20 protein-coding genes and 1 pseudogene are annotated in these 16,780 nt (G+C 27.4%); 12 read left to right on the top strand and 9 right to left on the bottom strand.

Features of this window, described 5'->3' with window-relative positions:
• Window positions 1-259 precede the first annotated feature (259 nt).
• Together AJN69_RS10135 and AJN69_RS08085 are read right to left on the bottom strand one after the other, a co-directional pair.
• Window positions 260-403 carry a hypothetical protein gene (locus AJN69_RS10135; protein WP_002807233.1) on the bottom strand — a complete coding sequence of 48 codons (144 nt, stop codon included), beginning with the start codon at window positions 401-403 and terminating at the stop codon, window positions 260-262.
• Window positions 404-414: 11 nt separating this feature from the next.
• Window positions 415-708 carry a hypothetical protein gene (locus AJN69_RS08085; RefSeq protein WP_070273982.1) on the bottom strand — a complete coding sequence of 98 codons (294 nt, stop codon included), beginning with the start codon at window positions 706-708 and terminating at the stop codon, window positions 415-417.
• A 539-nt stretch (window positions 709-1,247) separates the two neighbouring features.
• Between AJN69_RS08085 and AJN69_RS08080 the strand changes: the two genes are divergently transcribed.
• Entirely contained in the window at window positions 1,248-1,715 is a 468-nt protein-coding gene (locus tag AJN69_RS08080) for a hypothetical protein (RefSeq protein WP_070210653.1), read from the top strand.
• A 450-nt stretch (window positions 1,716-2,165) separates the two neighbouring features.
• On the opposite strand, the pseudogene AJN69_RS10535 reads toward AJN69_RS08080, so the two are convergent.
• The 4 genes and pseudogenes from AJN69_RS10535 to AJN69_RS10425 form a co-directional block, all read right to left on the bottom strand.
• Window positions 2,166-2,543, bottom strand: a pseudogene (locus AJN69_RS10535) (hypothetical protein).
• Window positions 2,544-2,581: 38 nt separating this feature from the next.
• Window positions 2,582-2,884: a hypothetical protein gene (locus tag AJN69_RS08070; RefSeq protein ID WP_002861522.1), complete on the bottom strand. Its 303-nt coding sequence runs from the start codon at window positions 2,882-2,884 to the stop codon at window positions 2,582-2,584.
• A gap of 22 nt (window positions 2,885-2,906) precedes the next feature.
• The gene (locus AJN69_RS08065; RefSeq protein WP_052950192.1) at window positions 2,907-3,041 is read right to left on the bottom strand and encodes a helix-turn-helix transcriptional regulator; all 135 of its coding nucleotides are present in this window, start codon (window positions 3,039-3,041) and stop codon (window positions 2,907-2,909) included.
• 97 nt (window positions 3,042-3,138) lie between these two features.
• A complete protein-coding gene (locus AJN69_RS10425; protein WP_261659532.1) occupies window positions 3,139-3,384 on the bottom strand; it encodes a type II toxin-antitoxin system PemK/MazF family toxin in 246 nt (81 codons plus the stop codon).
• An 854-nt stretch (window positions 3,385-4,238) separates the two neighbouring features.
• Between AJN69_RS10425 and AJN69_RS10420 the strand changes: the two genes are divergently transcribed.
• From AJN69_RS10420 to AJN69_RS08055, 3 genes are all read left to right on the top strand, one after another.
• On the top strand, window positions 4,239-5,138 hold the full coding sequence (locus tag AJN69_RS10420; protein WP_250540842.1) for a hypothetical protein: 900 nt from the start codon (window positions 4,239-4,241) through the stop codon (window positions 5,136-5,138).
• The gene (locus AJN69_RS10415; RefSeq protein WP_250492793.1) at window positions 5,138-5,542 is read left to right on the top strand and encodes a hypothetical protein; all 405 of its coding nucleotides are present in this window, start codon (window positions 5,138-5,140) and stop codon (window positions 5,540-5,542) included. The genes AJN69_RS10420 and AJN69_RS10415 overlap by 1 nt, the downstream gene beginning before the upstream one ends.
• Window positions 5,543-5,689: 147 nt before the next feature.
• Entirely contained in the window at window positions 5,690-5,881 is a 192-nt protein-coding gene (locus AJN69_RS08055) for a hypothetical protein (RefSeq protein ID WP_002881951.1), read from the top strand.
• A gap of 698 nt (window positions 5,882-6,579) precedes the next feature.
• Here AJN69_RS08055 and AJN69_RS10125 read toward each other — a convergent pair.
• A complete protein-coding gene (locus AJN69_RS10125) occupies window positions 6,580-6,750 on the bottom strand; it encodes a hypothetical protein (protein WP_002807115.1) in 171 nt (56 codons plus the stop codon).
• A gap of 1,736 nt (window positions 6,751-8,486) precedes the next feature.
• Here AJN69_RS10125 and AJN69_RS08050 point away from each other — a divergent pair.
• From AJN69_RS08050 to AJN69_RS08040, 3 genes are all read left to right on the top strand, one after another.
• Window positions 8,487-9,494: a DUF3825 domain-containing protein gene (locus AJN69_RS08050; protein ID WP_044779628.1), complete on the top strand. Its 1,008-nt coding sequence runs from the start codon at window positions 8,487-8,489 to the stop codon at window positions 9,492-9,494.
• A 177-nt stretch (window positions 9,495-9,671) separates the two neighbouring features.
• The gene (locus AJN69_RS08045) at window positions 9,672-10,334 is read left to right on the top strand and encodes a hypothetical protein (RefSeq protein ID WP_052858602.1); all 663 of its coding nucleotides are present in this window, start codon (window positions 9,672-9,674) and stop codon (window positions 10,332-10,334) included.
• A 261-nt stretch (window positions 10,335-10,595) separates the two neighbouring features.
• A complete protein-coding gene (locus AJN69_RS08040) occupies window positions 10,596-11,102 on the top strand; it encodes a DNA repair protein Rad50 (protein ID WP_261663952.1) in 507 nt (168 codons plus the stop codon).
• Between the two features lie 312 nt (window positions 11,103-11,414).
• Here AJN69_RS08040 and AJN69_RS08035 read toward each other — a convergent pair whose 3' ends face one another.
• Entirely contained in the window at window positions 11,415-12,119 is a 705-nt protein-coding gene (locus AJN69_RS08035; protein ID WP_002881944.1) for a Fic family protein, read from the bottom strand.
• A gap of 258 nt (window positions 12,120-12,377) precedes the next feature.
• On the opposite strand from AJN69_RS08035, the gene AJN69_RS08030 reads away from it, so the two are divergent.
• From AJN69_RS08030 to AJN69_RS08010, 5 genes are all read left to right on the top strand, one after another.
• The gene (locus AJN69_RS08030; protein ID WP_044780704.1) at window positions 12,378-12,605 is read left to right on the top strand and encodes a hypothetical protein; all 228 of its coding nucleotides are present in this window, start codon (window positions 12,378-12,380) and stop codon (window positions 12,603-12,605) included.
• Between the two features lie 3 nt (window positions 12,606-12,608).
• A complete protein-coding gene (locus AJN69_RS08025; RefSeq protein ID WP_002779573.1) occupies window positions 12,609-12,968 on the top strand; it encodes a type II toxin-antitoxin system HicB family antitoxin in 360 nt (119 codons plus the stop codon).
• A gap of 130 nt (window positions 12,969-13,098) precedes the next feature.
• Window positions 13,099-13,326 carry a hypothetical protein gene (locus AJN69_RS08020; protein WP_002819580.1) on the top strand — a complete coding sequence of 76 codons (228 nt, stop codon included), beginning with the start codon at window positions 13,099-13,101 and terminating at the stop codon, window positions 13,324-13,326.
• Window positions 13,313-13,594, top strand: a complete 282-nt coding sequence (locus tag AJN69_RS08015; RefSeq protein ID WP_044779584.1) for a type II toxin-antitoxin system YafQ family toxin — start codon at window positions 13,313-13,315, stop codon at window positions 13,592-13,594. The genes AJN69_RS08020 and AJN69_RS08015 overlap by 14 nt, the downstream gene beginning before the upstream one ends.
• An 11-nt stretch (window positions 13,595-13,605) precedes the next feature.
• Window positions 13,606-13,887: a hypothetical protein gene (locus tag AJN69_RS08010; protein WP_070275019.1), complete on the top strand. Its 282-nt coding sequence runs from the start codon at window positions 13,606-13,608 to the stop codon at window positions 13,885-13,887.
• A gap of 29 nt (window positions 13,888-13,916) precedes the next feature.
• Here the strand turns inward: AJN69_RS08010 and AJN69_RS08005 are convergent, their stop codons facing one another.
• Window positions 13,917-16,601, bottom strand: coding sequence for a conjugal transfer protein TraG N-terminal domain-containing protein (locus AJN69_RS08005; protein ID WP_070287667.1), 2,685 nt, complete (start codon window positions 16,599-16,601; stop codon window positions 13,917-13,919).
• Between the last annotated feature and the right edge of the window lie 179 nt (window positions 16,602-16,780).

Raw genomic sequence — 16,780 nt, 5'->3', positions numbered from 1 at the left:
GCTTTTAGCTAAACTCTCAAAAACAGGTAAAAAATCCTTATCAAATCCGCTAATTTCAATTTTTATAGCCATTTATATCCTTTCTTATATAATTTTTATTTTTATTATACCATAAAGGGTTTTGTTGTAAAATTGGAAAAAACTTTTTTTATATATAAAATTACATAAATAAGACAATCAAAATACAATATAAAAGATTAAAGAATAGTAAAAACGGTTTTTTAAAAAAACTAATATAAATATATGGCTAATTATATAATTAATCCTCCTCTAAGCCATCATTAATTCCTGCTTCTGCAAGTTCAAGCTGTTCTTTTTGATACACTTTATCATCTTTAAAGGCTTCAAAACTTTTTTCCCATAAAACCTTTCTTTGCTCTATATATTCTTGATCTTTACACATATTAATCCTTTTTATTTATCAGGTTTAAAACCACTATCTAAAATTATTTTTGTCATTGCACCTTTAAGTTTATCAAAACGATTTAAAGCTTGCATATTACTAACTCTAAGCAATCTTATTTTATCATCTTTTTTATAAAACACTTTAAAAACTTCATCACTTTGTTTGTGTTTTACCATATCATCTAAACCACATTTTTCTATAAACTCACAATCTTTAGCAAATAAATCTTGTTTATAAGCATTTGATGAATGGGGATCACAAGAATGAACATCAATAATATAATCTTGTATATTTTTTTGCATAGCAAATCCTTTAAAAAATAGTATAAATTTTTATTTTTAGAATGACTTAAAATCTTTTTTTAATTTTTATAAATATTAAGGATATTATTTTTTTATATTATGTTGATGATCTTTTTTATCAAAGTCATAAAATGTAACAAATATGGCTACGGCTATTGCAAAAGCTAAAATAATATGAATGAGATAAATCCATATTGTTTACTTTGTAATATGTTATTTTAACATATAAATTATAACAAAAAAGAAAAAAAATAAAATGAAAATAATAAGAAATTGATTTTTTATTATTTATTATGATAATCTTATTTGAGTACTTTTAAAAAGCTTAGAGTATAAAGTGTTGTGATGTAGCTTTTAAAAAGAAGAATAAAAACAAAGAAGCAGAAAACGCCCTTATAAAAATTATTAATTATATTCACTAACCATAGATGTAATAAAAAATATTGAGTAAAATATAATCAAAACAAATTTCTATTTATTTTTATAAAAACTGCATTTTTAAATTTGCTATGTTATAATTAAAAAAAGGTTGTATAAATATGAAAAATTATTATATTTCAGAAGGTGTAAAAGCTTTATTTTCTATCTATTTTAAAGATCAAACTGAAGAAAATTTCATTAAAGCTCTTAACGAATTTGCTAAAGAAAGTCAAATAAATTCTCAAGAAATAAAAGACAAATCTTTTAGAGAATTTAAAGAAGCCATTTCTAAATTACCAACTATAGATCTTTTGAATACTAGATTTGATAAGCTTGAATATTCAATAGGTGCTAAACTTGATAAGCTTGAAGATTCAGTTGATAAGCTTGAATATTCAATAGGTGCTAAACTTGATAAGCCTGAAGATTCAGTATGTGCTAAACTTGATAAGCTTGAAAACAAACTAGATAGTTTTAAAAGAGAAGTTAGAACATATGTAATTATTCTTGCTGCTTTAATGTTTATTTTACAGCCTACAATTTTTGATTTAATTTTGTCTATCTTTAAATCATTTCTAAGACAATAAGGTTTTTAGTTTTCACTTTCGTTAGTGTGTTTATCATTGAGATAATGAGCTACTAAAACCAATGTACCAAAAACGAAAGTGATAGCACCAATTAAAATAGCTATATTATAACCATCCATTTTTTCTCCTTTTTTTCAAAAAAGTTCAATCTTTAAGAAAGATTGATGATAATGCAACTACCGTTAAAATTAGCAAACTTTCGATGAGAATAATAAAAGCTCTACTATCGCCTGTTTGTAAACCATAAAGACTATTTATAAACAATCCTATGCCAATAGATTCCATGAATATTAAGATTGCTTTTGTGGGTATTTTTGTAAATATTACTATTTTTTTGAAAAAATCCTTCTTTTTTCTCCTTATCTTATAACAAAAAAATGCTAAAAGTCAAGGGATAAAATATCCCACCTTAGGGTTAAGTTACACTAGATTGTTTCTAGTGTGAGAATATTATTTTAAATGTTTTACCATAAAGTCCATTATTGCCCAAACACTTGAAATTATAGTGGCAATGCTAACAACACAAGCTCCTAGCCAATAGATTCCTTGCTGTTTTAATGAACTTTCCATTCGTTTGATTTCAGCTTCAAGTCCTTTAGTCTCAGATTGGAATAAATCCTTGCTAACCAACTCATTTCTTATTTACTCAATGGCTTCTTGCTTTAAATTCCCAAAATTAAGCCTTTGCGTTGTTGCTCTATCATTAGCAAATTCTTCAAAAGCTTGAATGAGCTTTTTAGCTTGATCAGTATCTGAAAAAATACTTTTCAATAATGCTTTAAAGCTCTCATTGAGTGTAATTTCTTTTTTCATGGCATATCCTTGCATACTAACTCCTAAATTATAACATATTTTCATGTGCGCTCTTAGGCTACATTTCCAATTTGCTTCCACCATGTTTTTTTCTCAGAGTGAAATCTATAACCTAATTGCTTGATTTTTTCATTTAAACCATAGGTATTTCCTACAATCCAATAATAACCATCTTCATTTTTCACTTCGAGTCCCAAAGATAACAAAACTTGTCTTTCATCTTCGCTAAAAGTTGTAGCGTTTGATTGTGAAAAGTTTTGTGAGAAATCAACTTTCTTTTTGTTTTCATGAGTATTGTTTTGGTAAGCTTCAATATCGATAACAATATTGCTAGTTTCAGTCATTCCAACACCCATTTCTTCAGTAGAATATAATCCACTAAGTTGGAATTTTACCACTAGCCCAAGTATTTATTGTAGAAGCAAAGACATCTAATTGTCTTCCTAATTCAGTTTGAGTAGTGTTTAACTCTTTACAAACTTCTTTAATAATATTTTCTTTCTCTTCTGTCATGCTAATCCTTTATTTTAGATTAATATTTTTTAGTAATAATTTTTTCATTACTTTTCAGAAATGAAAGGATTTGGCTCATTTTTTGAGTTTCCCTGTCTTAGTGCAGGATTATTATATTTTCTACTATTTTATTTTTAAGCATTTCAAAATCTTTGTCATTGATTTTTCCTATGTAAGTTTTTATCCTTTTAGTATCAAAAACTCTCATTTGTCCTAAAAGTGCAACTTGTAAAGTGCCTTTATTGTCCTTAAATTTGTGAAATAAAAAGCCTTTTTTGTTTTTAGTCTTAGAACTTAAAGGTGCGCCTAAAAATGTGCCATTATAAAAACTATTTATTACCAAAACAGGACGCGTAAAAAACTCATTTTTACCTTAAACTTCAGCACCGATATTTAAACCAATGCTAAGCCAATAAATCTTTTTTTTTACACTAACTTTTCTGATTAATTTTACTTTGTTTAAGCTCTTTTTTCGTTCGTTCCAGCTGTCAAATTGCACTTCGTTCGTTTTATTCCTTTATATCTTTTGGCATAATGCTATGTAATGCCGTAAGCAGAAGTTTTATCTTTAAATATTTCTTTTCTATATTTTTCTAAGTTTTTTCATTGTTTTTCCTGTCTTTTTAAAAGATTTGTTTTTCAACTAATTTTCTCTTTCTTTTTTTAATTTATTGGTATTTTGGTTTATGATTTATATAAAAAGCAAGATCCTTATTATAACAGTTCCATTTTTTAAATAGCGAAAAATGAAAGAAGTGATAAAGATTTTGAGATTTTTCCATGTATAAAATAAGGCAGATTTTTATTTTATCAATAGCAATTATTATTAAAAAAAATAGCAGAAAATTTCATTTGCCTATATTAATGTAACTTTTTATTACAATCAGCATTTTCAAAAAACTTTATCATTATTTCAGCCTAAATTTTATCATTTAAAATTAAACTTGATATAAATCTTTTCGTATACTTTGCTCGCTCGATTTAAATATATAAAAGCATAATATTGAATAACCTCTTTTAATACTATGTAATTTTAAACAAGGCATGGTTTTTGATAAAATTTTTAGATGAAAAAATCTACAAGCTTGATTGTTTTATTGATTAATTCCAAAACAAGAACTAAAAATTAACAATCTTAGTCTATTAAAATTCTTTTTATACAATTAAAAAATAATTATTATATACAAATGTGAAAATATGGATAATACGCAAAAATATGCAGCTATAGATCTTAAGTCATTTTATGCTTCTGTTGAATGCATTTTAAGAAAATTAGATCCTCTAAATACCAATCTTGTAGTTGCGGATGAAAGTAGAACTGAAAAAACAATATGTCTTGCGGTATCTCCCGCATTAAGATCTTATAATATATCAGGCAGATTAAGACTATTTGAACTAATACAAAAAGTAAAAACAATCAATTACAAGCGCTTAAAAATTGCTAAATATTTCAGTGCAAAATCATACAATCATCTTGAACTAATAAATAATCCCAATTTAGAGCTTGATTACATTGTCGCAAAACCTAGGATGTCAACATATATAGACTATAGTTCTAAAATCTACAGTATTTATTTAAAGTATTTTGATCCAAAAGACATTCATATTTACTCCATTGATGAAGTATTTATTGATTTAACTCCTTATATCAAACATTATAAGCTATCTGCTGACAAACTCATTGAAAACATATTATTTGAAATTTTAAAAACAACTCAAATAACAGCAACTGCGGGAATAGGAACAAATCTTTACTTAGCAAAAATTGCAATGGATATATTAGCCAAAAAACAAAATATTAATAAAGATGGACTTTGCATAGGGTATTTGGATGAAATGCTTTATAGAAGAAAATTATGGCAACACACGCCCATAAATGATTTTTGGCGTATAGGCAAAGGATATGCAACAAAACTAAAAAGCATAGGCATTAACAATATGGGAGATTTAGCAAGATACTCTCTTAATAACGAGGATAAACTTTATCAAATTTTTGGAGTAAATGCTGAGTTATTAATCGATCATGCTTGGGGGTTTGAAAGCTGTACAATGCACAAGCTATTAAAGAATATAAAAGCAAACATATCTCTAAGGTAATGGCTAAGGTTTTGCCTAAACCTTATAGTTTTAAAAAAGCTAGAGATATGCTTAAAGAAATCGTCGATCATATGGTTCTTGAGCTAATTGAGCAAAATTTAACATGCAATCAAATCATTTTAGATGTACAATATGATAAAGAAAGCTTAGAAAAGGTACAAAGCTACAATGGTCCAATGAGCAAAGATTCCTATGGAAGATCTATTCCAAAAAATGCACATTCAACAATCAATTTGGATTACCACAGCTCTTCCTTGGAAACTATTTGCAATAAAGGTTTAGAATTGTTTGATTTAATAGTTAATGCTGATTTTTTAATTAGAAAAATAAGTCTTACTCTTAATAATGTTGTAAAAAATGACACGATAAAAAAATTAAAGAACCCAGTCTTTTTACTGACTTAGAACAGAAGGAAAATAAAAATTTTATAAAAGAAGAGAAATTACAAAAAGCTAGACTCGCGATTGTTCACAAATATGGAAAAAAATCTATTTTTAAAGCCTCGAGTCTTGAAAATGGCTTAAAAATTAATTCGCAAATAGGAGGACACAATGCCTAATAACCAAGATGATATTATTAATATTAAATACAAAAAATCTACAAAATATCCTCTTATGCCATTAGAAAAAAGAGCGGCACAGTTTGCTCCATTTTCAGTGCTTAAAGGATTTGATGAAGCAATTGAAAAAAAGAAAAAAGAAGTGGAAAGAAAGCTTGAAAAGTCTATCTATATAAACGAGTAATCATGTTTTTATGAGAAAAAATATTTTAGATATAAAAATCAATTAAAAACAAGTAAAAAAATAAGTATTTTTTTAATAGTGTATTTTTTATACCACTTTTATCTCTATATATTTTAGACTTAAAATAAAATTAATTAAAATTAGTATTAAAATTTTATCTTTTTTTCTGTGAATTTTCATATAAAAAATATTGTTTTTTATATGATTAAAAAAATAAAAAAATTATCTTGTACTTTTCACGAGCAAAAATTCAAAGAGAAAATTACAGCAAAACTATATTTATTTTGATTTATTTTTTTGTTTTTTTTATCTATCATTTTTTATTTTTATTTTTATTTTTATTTTTTTACCTATCTTTACTCTAAAATTTTTGTAAATTTTTCAATTAAAAAATACTCCAAATCCAAACCCACAAAAAGACAAAAATAGTTTTAATTAAGCATTAAAAAGTCTAGCCTTAAGCAATGACATTTTTATACCTACCCTAAAGTAAAGAATGCCTATTTTTAGGGACTTTATAACATAGCTTATTGCGATTTGTCTTTTTTTTAAAAAATACACCCAAAAAATTTTTATACCTAACATTCATTAATTTCGTTAATAATATTGCCATTTTTGTACCTAACCTAAAGTATTTTTAGCCCCTGAAATAGAAAAGTATTCTTCTCACCCTTTATCACCTCATTTATTCCCCTTCTTTATCCGCTACATTTCATTGAATAATTTTCATCATTTATCCCCTCATTTATCACCCCCTTTATACCCCATCTCCCATTCCTCCCTATCTTGCATTCTACGCATTCAAATCTCATCTTAACGCTATCCTTAACACAAATCCTTATAGCCTTTATACTCATTCTTTCTCTCATTTATCACCTCATTTATTCCCTCATTTATTCCCTTATTTATCACCTCATTCTTTCTCTCATTCTCTCCCTATCTTTGCCATTTTTTAAACATATTTCTAGTATAAACTTTCCCTGATATATAAAAATACTCATTTCATACCCAAGTTAAATAAAAATACGGTTTAATTTCATAAAGCACTAAAAACACAGGAGAAAACTTATGTCTAAAACTAATACACGCCCAAGCGAAAAAACAAAATGCACAAAGTCATAGAAACTTGGTTTACCAAAATATACCTAAACAAAATAATCCACAAAGAGAAAAACGACAAATTATTTGTCAATATAACTAGCTGTCTAGCATTCATACTCTCAATCTACGGCAAAACTGAAGAAAACAAAAGCAAAATGACACCTGCTGTTATGTCTTATATCAAAAAAAACAAAAAACACTTTTATTGCCAAACTAAAAAGAGTTAAAAACCATGAGAGCATTATCGATTTATAAGCCAAATACTCAAAGCTTGATATAGTTTCAGCCTATCAGTTTTTAACTCTCAAAGACAAATTCAAAATCACCAAATCAGAAATCCAAGATTTTGAAACACTAATCGATATTCTTTCAAAAAACACCCAAAAATCAAAAAAATAACCCTAAAACGATAAAAACCATTAAAAAAATCATTTTGCCTTTTAAAGGCTAATTCTGTCATTTTAAACCCTATATCCATTCAAGATACCCACTTGCAATCAAAAAAACACAAAAAAACCTACAAAAATCGCAACACAAAACAAAAACCACAGCCCATTTCAAAACTGCAAAGCATTTTTGAAAATTCGCAAGAACTTCTAAAATAAGCCCTAGCTCTCATATTATCGCTATAAATCAAGCACAATCAAAAATACACGCCATGAAGAAAATTTTGCAGTTTTTAGCTCTAAAGTCTATTTTTGCCAAAAATCTTACACAATAACTCGATTATCAACAATGCTTAAAAACCTACAAAATAGATATTTTAAAAGCTTTTTACAAATCGCAAAATGTCGGTAAAACATTAGCATAATTTGCCTACAACAATAAGATTTAAACGCCTATATTTAGGCTATATTATTGCATTATGCTCATTGGCTCAACTTTTTACATTTTTTTCAAAAAAAGCAAAAGAGCCTAAAAATAAGGGTTTTAGCATAATAAGCCCTGAATATTGATATTTTATTTTTTTTATTACACTTTTTAGTATATTTTTTCAACAATAAAAATTAAATTAATATTAAAAACCCTATAAAATAGTATTTTAAACAAACTCTTTTTTGTAGTTAAGTTGTAATAAAGTTGCACTCAAGTTATAGTAAAAATAACATTAACTACATATTAACTACACTTTTACTTCAAAAAACATGCAAATTTTCACATTTTTGTAGTTAAAGTGTAGTGAAAGTGTAATAAAGTTGAACTCAAGTTGTAGTTATGTTGTAGTAAAAGTGTAGTGAAGTTGAAATAAAAATTACATAAACATAAACTATACTTGAAGTAAAGTTGTATCACATATTGAAACAAAATTACATATTGCTTGAAAACAACTTGTAATATATGTATTTTATTTAGTTGATTTGCAATTAACTCGCAACAACTTATATTTTAACTCCAACAGGAAAAGTAATAGGCACTCCTATTGAAGGAGCGGTTGATTCTGACATACTTTTTGGACTATTGAAAGGTTTAGAAGATTATAAGAAAGGACAATTAGGTTTTTAGCGTGGAAAAAAACATAGAAAAATTAATTTTAGAAGCCTATGAAGATAGTAAAACTAAATTTGACCATGTTACTACAGGACATATCAGTCAATATTTGAAAAGAAAATATGATTTAAAAATCAATTGTAGTAAGGCATTAATAGAAGCAGGCTTTGATCTTGAAAAAGATGAAAACGAACCTTCTTTAGTTTATGTTAAAAAAGCTACCACAAGAAACAAGACTTCAAATCGTGATCAAATTCAAAACAAAGTTGAAGAGAAACCTTTGTTGTTTCAATTTGCCTATTTTCCCAATTTTCTAAATACACTCCAAGAGCTTTCTAATATAGCTCAAAAAGAATTTTGGGGAAATGGAAATAATATTTTATTTTCTTATCTATTTAAATATTTTGAGTTCATTTATGAAAATAAAAGCTATCCTGATATTATTACTTATAATAAAGACAAAACAAAGGCATGTTTCAATACAGGTTTGTATAGTACAGGTGTTTTTCCAATATTTGCATGCTTTGAAAAGCAGGAAAATGGAGGATATATTTTTAGAAAATTTTGTTCTAATGGAGATAGAGTTTTAGATGATTTAGAAATACCTAAATCTTTAAGCGATTATGATACATTCAAAAATGAAATCATTTTTGACAGTAAATTGGATTTTAGGGTAAATCATTTGCATCTTTTTGAGAGAAAAGAGCGATTACCTGAAATTGTGAAAAAACTAAATGATAGGTTCATAGGACACATTATTAATGGTGAATTGAAAATTATCAAAGATAATTATAATCTTCAAAAGATGATTATTCCTGCAGCTTATAAGCAAAGAGTAGTTTTGTACATTCCTTTGAAACTTCAAGAAGAATCAGTTGATACGATAGTTGTAGTTGAAAAAGAAGAGGTAAAAAACGAACAGTATTACGCCGTGAGAACTATACTAAATCCGCATGATAATATTTACAAAACCGCAAGAGTTCTTTCAATAGTTGAATCTGAATGGGTAAAAAACACTATTTGAAAGTGAAAACATTGATAAAATAGGCTTTTTAGATAAGTCTATTTTATCATGTAATTTTATTTCCAAAAAAAGAAATGGAAAGAAAGCTTGAAAAAAGTACTTACAAGTGTGAATAATAATATTTTTTGTAAAAATTTGATATGATTTAAGAATATTAATCCAATATTAGAGAAATTCATGCCAACAGAACAAACCGATCTTGAATATTTGTTTTCTAAAGAAAGATTAGAATCTTATAATAATATTTACGAACATTTTGATAATTTAAAAATGATTGCAAGCATAACAACAAAAATAGCAATACTTGAACTAGTATTAAGAAATTTACTAGATAAACATATGAAAGAAAAAGATTTAGAATGGTTAAGAAATTATAACGAAGAAAACATCAAACAAAAAATAATTAAATTGCAAAACAAAGAAATATTAGATAACAATCAACTCATTTCAAGAATTTCTTCAGGAGATGTAATATTTATAATTAAGCTAGAACACTTAGAGGCAAAAATAATTAATTCTTCTAATATAAATTTTAAAAAATATTATGCACACAACAAAGAATATTACTTTCACTATGTAAATAATAAAAAATATAAAAATAGTTTTAGCAATATAGAAAAAGCAAATATTGTTCTTAACCTTTTACTCACAATCAGAAATAGAAGTTTTCACTGGGAAAATTTATATAAAACAAAAATAACAAATCAAAAGGCTTTAGCTCCTAGAATCACCACAAAATCACATAATACCTTTATAGGCGTTATGCCAAATAAAATCAATGCTTTTTTAAGTGATTTAATAGAGAGTTTTGAAAAAGATTTGAATAGCTACTTAAAATAGTATTTAAGATGGGCGATCTCGATCCGCCCTTATAATGATTTTAAATTATATCATACAATAAAAAAATTGTCAATTTAGTTTATATTTAGTATTGCTCTAAAATGTTGATTGTATAATAACATAATATTTAGATTTTCGTTTTAAAGGAGTGCAAATGAGTGATACTATATTTTAGATATTTTATTAGAGAAGTACAATAATGCTAAATATAAAAAAGTCGGAAACTGTATTAAACTTCGTTATCAATATCACGATATAAATGTGAATTTATATTTTGATGATTATGATAAAAATTATCCTTCAACTTCTATAATATTAGCAATGGATAAATCTTACTATATTACTTCTTTTAATGTGGATAATTTCGATGGAAAAAATCAATATTTAGATAAAATTCCAGATCCTATACTTAATCTTATTAAAGATGAGAATAACAAATTAACTTCATTTTATAATGAGATGAGAAAGCGTATCAAAGAAGATAATTTCCAAAACATTAGTTACAGCAGTGACATAGTGTTTAATAATACTATACAATATAATAAAAATAAAGAAAATGGTAATCCATTTTTTCATTATATTAGAGCAGTAGTAATGACACCTGAACATTTTAAAAAATTATTCCATAGTATGAATATTTCAAAAGAAATTCTCATGAAAATTCAACAAGCAGGATTTACCATTGTAACTACAAACGACCCCAATAAAAGAAAAAATTTTTATGAGAAACTAAAAAGTAAAGAAATTTTTATAGAAGTTTTACAATAGAACATATTAACGATAAAGACTTTGCAAGAACAAATAGCCGAAAGCCACACCTCTTTCGGTTAAGTGTTTTTTGTTACAATTGTATTAAGCTTAGACTAAGTGTGGTTTTTATAGAATTTTCAACGGTTTTTTAAGTGAGATAATCAACAAGCTTGATTATCTCGTTAATTAATTCTAAGACAAGAACTAAAAAATCAATGACTACTCATCATGTCTCCTTCTTATAACCGAAAGAGTAGCCATGCTTAATACGCTTTAATTATAGTATTTTTGAATGAATAAGTTTTAATGTTTTATATGAAAATTTGAGTGTTATCTCAATTCTTTCCTATAATTTGTTTTTTCTTCATCATTATGAAAAACCATTGTTTCAATACAATTTTCTTTACAAAATTGTTTTATTTCATAATTATTGTTTGTTTCATAGAATTTAACAAGATGGGTAAAAAACTCATTCATATCATTCTTAGCAATTGCCAAAATACCGAATCCATTTTCAATTAAAATTTTATTAGCAATTAGCATTGAAGTTCTTTTATTTCCATCAAAAAATAATTGACTTCTCATAAGATATAGCATCAAATCCAATGCTACTTCTTTTTTATTTTCATTTTTTAAAATTGTTTCTATATTTTTACTAACCTCATAATCAATAGGTAATTTTGGTTTAAAATTTGTTCCACTTATTTTAACATCAGCTGTTCTTAAAAATCCTAATTTATGAACCAAATCTCTGCCTACAATCCTATTAAAGTCCTGTATCAAACTCAAACTAACTTTTTCATTAATGGTATCAAACAAATAATTCCAAGCTCTTTTGAGATTTAAAATTATTGTTAAATCTTGTATTGTTTTATCAGGAACACTAAAGCCATCTATAATCATTTGAGTTTCAGGAAAAGTAACATTTACACCTTCTAAATTCGCGGATTTCCAAATAATATCTACAAGGTTTCTTTTTGCTAAAAATATATTTTCTTCTAAAGTTAAATTTCTCATTTTAAATCTTTCCTTCATAAAAATCCGCCTTGAGTTTTAACTCTTGGCGGAAATAACCCTAAAGGCTTAACTATGAAACGACATAGTAAGCGTTTTGTGAGATTATATCTAAACTTTAGGTTTTTTAAGTTTAAAATGGAAGTATTTTTAGCAAAACCGCAGGACAGAAAAGCCCCTTTAAACATACAAAGACAACAAGATTAAAAGAATTGCGTTCGGTTTATAAGTGATACTTAATAAAAAGTGTGTATAATACATACTCATAAGGATATTATAGTGAGTAAAAAAGATAAAATTATTAAAGATTTAAAAAATAATCCTAACAATGCGCCCTTTGAAACGCTTAAGATTTTATTAGAAAGCGAAGGTTATGAATGTTTTAATAAAGGCGGATTACATTATCAATTCAGAAAAGAAGAATGTGATCTTATTACTATTTCATTTAAACGCCCTATAAAGGCTATATATGTCAAAATGGTTTTAAAAGCTATAACAGGAGAATGAATTATGAAAGACTTAGATTACTATCTTAATCTACCTTATGAAATTATTATAAAAAAACTTGATGAAAAAGATGGCGGAGGATATTTTGCAAGATATAAAGATTTCCCTTATATTATGGGAGATGGTGAAAATGAAATAGAAGCCTTAAAAGATCTCAAAGAAGCTTTTAAAGGAGCATTAGAAGTTATGCTTGAAAAAGGTGATTATATTAAAGAACCTATTGATAATGAAGCAAAAATTAGAATTAATATTACCTTGCCTAAAAGCTTAGTAGAGGCAATAGATACAATAAGCGATAATAGAAGCAAATTCTTAGCCGATCTTGCAAATAGCGCTATAAAATCTTATAAAATAAGCACTTAAAAATTGACATAGTTAAATAAAAAAAATCCGTTTCAAACTCCTAAAAAATAGGCATTTTATAGTATAAATACTTGCAAAAATTATTAAAAATGGTATAATTATGTTATATAAATTGAGAAAGGAGTTGCTTATGACCCTTATTATTGAAAATGTTAATGAAGATTTTTTACCTGCATTCAAGGGTTTAGCAAAAAGCATAAATGCCAAATGTAAAATTTCTAAGCCTAAGTTGAGTAGTTTTGAAAGTAAGATATTAAATGCAAGCAAAGAACTTGATAAAGAAAAAAAAGTCAATACTGCATTAAGCTTTAATTCGCATCAAGACTTTGTGAAAGCTTATCAAAATGGTAAAATATAAAATTTATTACCATAAAGATTTTATAAAAGCTTACAAAAAAATAAGCGATGAAGAGCGTAAAATAACTGATGAAGTTATTGTAAAACTTTCTAATGATGAGAATTTAGAACCTAAATATAAAGATCATCAATTAAAAGGTGTATTAAAAGATTTTAGAGAATGTCATATAAAGTCTAACTTGTTATTAATTTATCAAAAACATAATAATGAGTTAGAGCTAAATATTTTAAAACTAGGTAGTCATAGTAAGTTATTTAAAAAATATTGAAAGGAATAAAGATGGATAAAGCGCACTTAATTATTTATTTAGCAGTACTTGCATCTATTGTTAGTGTTTTAATAACTTGTTGTCTTTTGTATTTAATCAGAGATAGGTTAAGCAAATTGTTTTCTAAAAATACATTATTGAAAATCAAGAAGTTTTTAAAAGAGAATTTTGAAGATACTGATGACTCATTAAGATCACGCTCATCAACTTTTGAAAGTGATTATATTAATGATCCAAAATATAGCTTTATGATAGGAAATATATACCATAATGTTAATCGCCATCGCCACTAAGCCTAGTTAAAACTAGACTCAGTGCATTATTATTTATAAGTATCATTGATTTTTTCATTTCTTTCTTTGATAGCAGTTCCTGCTTTTTTCTCAGCTGCGCCTGCTGCTTTTTCTACATCAAATGCCAGTCCTTCTGATTCAACTTTAGCAGGAGCATTTCTTGTTTTCAAGAAACCTTGATATCTTGAATTTAAATCGTCTATGGCTTTATTGTGATCAGTCATAGTGCCTTTTGGATCATAATAATTATGTTTTGTTTGCTCGTGTAATCCATTTGAATTGACATTAGAGTTTACTCCTGCATAGTGTGATAATCCTTGCATATCTCCCCTTGCAGCCATATTTTCAACAGCATTCACAGCAGAAGCCACATTTTCTTTATTAACTACACCACCATAATTTTCATTGATATAGCCTTGAACAATAGAAGCTCCACCATCATAACCCACTGAATTATTAAGTGTTTTAGCTTCATTATAGCTGTCCATAGAACTTTTAATACTAGCAGAATTTGTAACATTTCCTGTTTTAAGAAGATTGTTGAATGAAGCACTTGCATCTCTATTTTTACCAATTTCATTAGAAATGCTTTCGTTAAAGGTTTTATTAAAGGTTTCTTGTTGATTTTTGCTTAGATTTTGATACCAACCTTCAGATTCCACTGATGAAGTAGATAAAGTACCTCCTGCATCAACATTTATTCTAACTCCTTTTATTTCTTTATTTAAGCCAATACCACCACCAATTTTTCCACTCATCACATCTTCATAAGCTTGTTTTACATCCACACCTGTTACTTTAGAATAAGCATCAGCTAAAGCATGTTGTGATGCTTTGGTGATAGTATTTCTATCGTTTTCTGATAAGGCTAAGCTATCTCCTTTTCCACTAGCAACTTCTAAAGCTCTTTGAGATAGGTTAGAATTTTGAATCGCATCACTTAGAGCGTGCGCTCTTGTTTCTAAATTGCTTGCAGTCATACCAGCATTTAATCCTTTAATAGAAGCATTACCTATAGAACCATTAGCATTGATTACAGCGGAACTTCCTGTCATATTATCTTTAACTAATTCGCCACCATGTTGCATATCTCTTGTTCCCATAAAACTTCTACCACCTGCACCAAACGAAGATTGAAGAGTATTATAACCTGCACCCACAGCCCAAACTTCATCTCCTCTAGGAGCAGCTATACTTGTTTGTGTAGATAAGGCTTGCTGATTTGCAAAGCTTCCAGCAGCTCTTGAAGCACCTGTTAGAGCTTGAGATAATCCAGAAGCAAAAGTTATAAATCCTTGCTCACTTGCTTTAGCTATAGCATAAGCTAAAACAGGAGTACTCATTACAAGATAATTCATGAAATTTGATCTACTTGCTACTTCTTTGAATATAAGCATGTTATCTCCTAAGCTTAAAGCTGCTTTTCCACCTGTTATTACTTGTGCAACATTCATAAGATTAAAATCATTTATAAAATTAATAATACAAAGTATAGGAGTCCAAAGTACTATCCAAATACATAGAGTAAAAAACATCTTAATATGAGCGTAAGAGCCAAATACAATAGAAAGCAAAGCAACAAGCCAAGATAAACCTATGATAATAGCTGTTAAATAAGCTTTAGCTAAAGGCAAATAAGTTTGCGCCATGTGTCCTTGTGCTTGCATACTTGCATAAAATTGCTGATCCGCATAAGCAGTATTTGCAGCCACAGAAGCAGGATTTAATCCTACTGATTTAGCGGTATTAATGATTGCATCTTGAGAAGCAAGCATTACCATGGATTGTTGCAAATAAGATCTAGCACTTACAGCTTGTTCGTTATAGATTTGTGCAGCGCCTAAGAACTTTTGCTCATAATTTGTCATATCATTCGCCATACCAAGCAAAGCAGCATGAATCTTCATAGCTTCATCTGTATCGTTTTGAATCATTTCAACGATTTGAGGACCTGCATCAGAACAAGGCACAACACTTTGTTCTTCAACATTATTGTTATTTTTAAACAAAGGAGTAAGCTGAGAGCCATTGCCTATGTTTGTGAAAAGATCTTGCATTAAATTATCAGAGTTTTGAAAAAGATTTCTACCTTGTTGATTAAGTAAGATACCTACTGAAACGCAGTTTCTAAAGTAAAAATCAATATTTTTTTGTAAAGTTGCATCAATAGCCGAAAGCTTTACGCTTGGTAAAGTACTCATCACTTGAAGTGAAAAACCTAAACCTGCATTAGAAAAATTTGTAGATTGTGGAGTTGAAAAATGTTTTTCCATAGCTTCTAGGATAACCTTCTCAAATTGTGTCATTAATGCAAAGCTTTTTCCTATGCCTATAGGAATTTGAGAAATGACATAATCTTTACTTGTTACTTCATCGTGAATCATGAAGCGGTGACTATTGTCATTTGGCGCTCTTAAAAACATCTGCCACACTACAGCAAAAAGTATAAACATTTTTCCAAATTCAAACACAGGATTTGTTTGTCCATCCATTGCTTTTTTGATACTAAAAAGCAATAATGAGATAGCTAAGGCTGCATTAACGATATAACTTGTTTCAGTGGTTATTCCTTTAACAGCTTGCATGATTTCATTCATTACATCGCCATAACCCCAAGTATAAATTAAATTGCTATTAGCTATTTCAGTTGCACCAAATAAAAATGAAGGTGCAAAAAACAAAGTGCTAAAGAATAACAAGTAAAATCTTTTCATGGACTGTTTTAAGAAGTTAAAGAGTTTGTTTGGTATAATTATAAAAGGTAGATGCCAAAGGCGGCTACCTTTGGCATTAATCATAACCTAGAAAGGCGGTGATTAAATTGCTAAACATTGTTCTAATAATTATACTCTTAATGCTTTGCTATGTCAAGGCTTCTTGAGTATCCCCTGCT

The organism is Campylobacter sp. BCW_4338, assembly GCF_001763255.1.
GTDB classification, from domain to species: domain Bacteria; phylum Campylobacterota; class Campylobacteria; order Campylobacterales; family Campylobacteraceae; genus Campylobacter_D; species Campylobacter_D jejuni.
Note: the sequence above shows the minus strand (reverse complement) of the source record. Positions and strands in the feature narration are given on the sequence as shown.

Coding starts and splice junctions, on each gene's coding strand:
- AJN69_RS10420 (WP_250540842.1), top strand. CDS start 4,239: ATGGATAATACGCAAAAATATGCAGCTATAGATCTTAAGTCATTTTAT.
- AJN69_RS08015 (WP_044779584.1), top strand. CDS start 13,313: ATGGTAAAATATAAAATTTATTACCATAAAGATTTTATAAAAGCTTAC.
- AJN69_RS10415 (WP_250492793.1), top strand. CDS start 5,138: ATGGCTAAGGTTTTGCCTAAACCTTATAGTTTTAAAAAAGCTAGAGAT.
- AJN69_RS08065 (WP_052950192.1), bottom strand. CDS start 3,041: ATGACAGAAGAGAAAGAAAATATTATTAAAGAAGTTTGTAAAGAGTTA.
- AJN69_RS08025 (WP_002779573.1), top strand. CDS start 12,609: ATGAAAGACTTAGATTACTATCTTAATCTACCTTATGAAATTATTATA.
- AJN69_RS08070 (WP_002861522.1), bottom strand. CDS start 2,884: ATGGGTGTTGGAATGACTGAAACTAGCAATATTGTTATCGATATTGAA.
- AJN69_RS08085 (WP_070273982.1), bottom strand. CDS start 708: ATGCAAAAAAATATACAAGATTATATTATTGATGTTCATTCTTGTGAT.
- AJN69_RS08020 (WP_002819580.1), top strand. CDS start 13,099: ATGACCCTTATTATTGAAAATGTTAATGAAGATTTTTTACCTGCATTC.
- AJN69_RS08010 (WP_070275019.1), top strand. CDS start 13,606: ATGGATAAAGCGCACTTAATTATTTATTTAGCAGTACTTGCATCTATT.
- AJN69_RS10125 (WP_002807115.1), bottom strand. CDS start 6,750: ATGAGAGAAAGAATGAGTATAAAGGCTATAAGGATTTGTGTTAAGGAT.
- AJN69_RS10135 (WP_002807233.1), bottom strand. CDS start 403: ATGTGTAAAGATCAAGAATATATAGAGCAAAGAAAGGTTTTATGGGAA.
- AJN69_RS08035 (WP_002881944.1), bottom strand. CDS start 12,119: ATGAAGGAAAGATTTAAAATGAGAAATTTAACTTTAGAAGAAAATATA.
- AJN69_RS08055 (WP_002881951.1), top strand. CDS start 5,690: ATGCCTAATAACCAAGATGATATTATTAATATTAAATACAAAAAATCT.
- AJN69_RS08045 (WP_052858602.1), top strand. CDS start 9,672: ATGCCAACAGAACAAACCGATCTTGAATATTTGTTTTCTAAAGAAAGA.
- AJN69_RS08080 (WP_070210653.1), top strand. CDS start 1,248: ATGAAAAATTATTATATTTCAGAAGGTGTAAAAGCTTTATTTTCTATC.
- AJN69_RS08005 (WP_070287667.1), bottom strand. CDS start 16,601: ATGAAAAGATTTTACTTGTTATTCTTTAGCACTTTGTTTTTTGCACCT.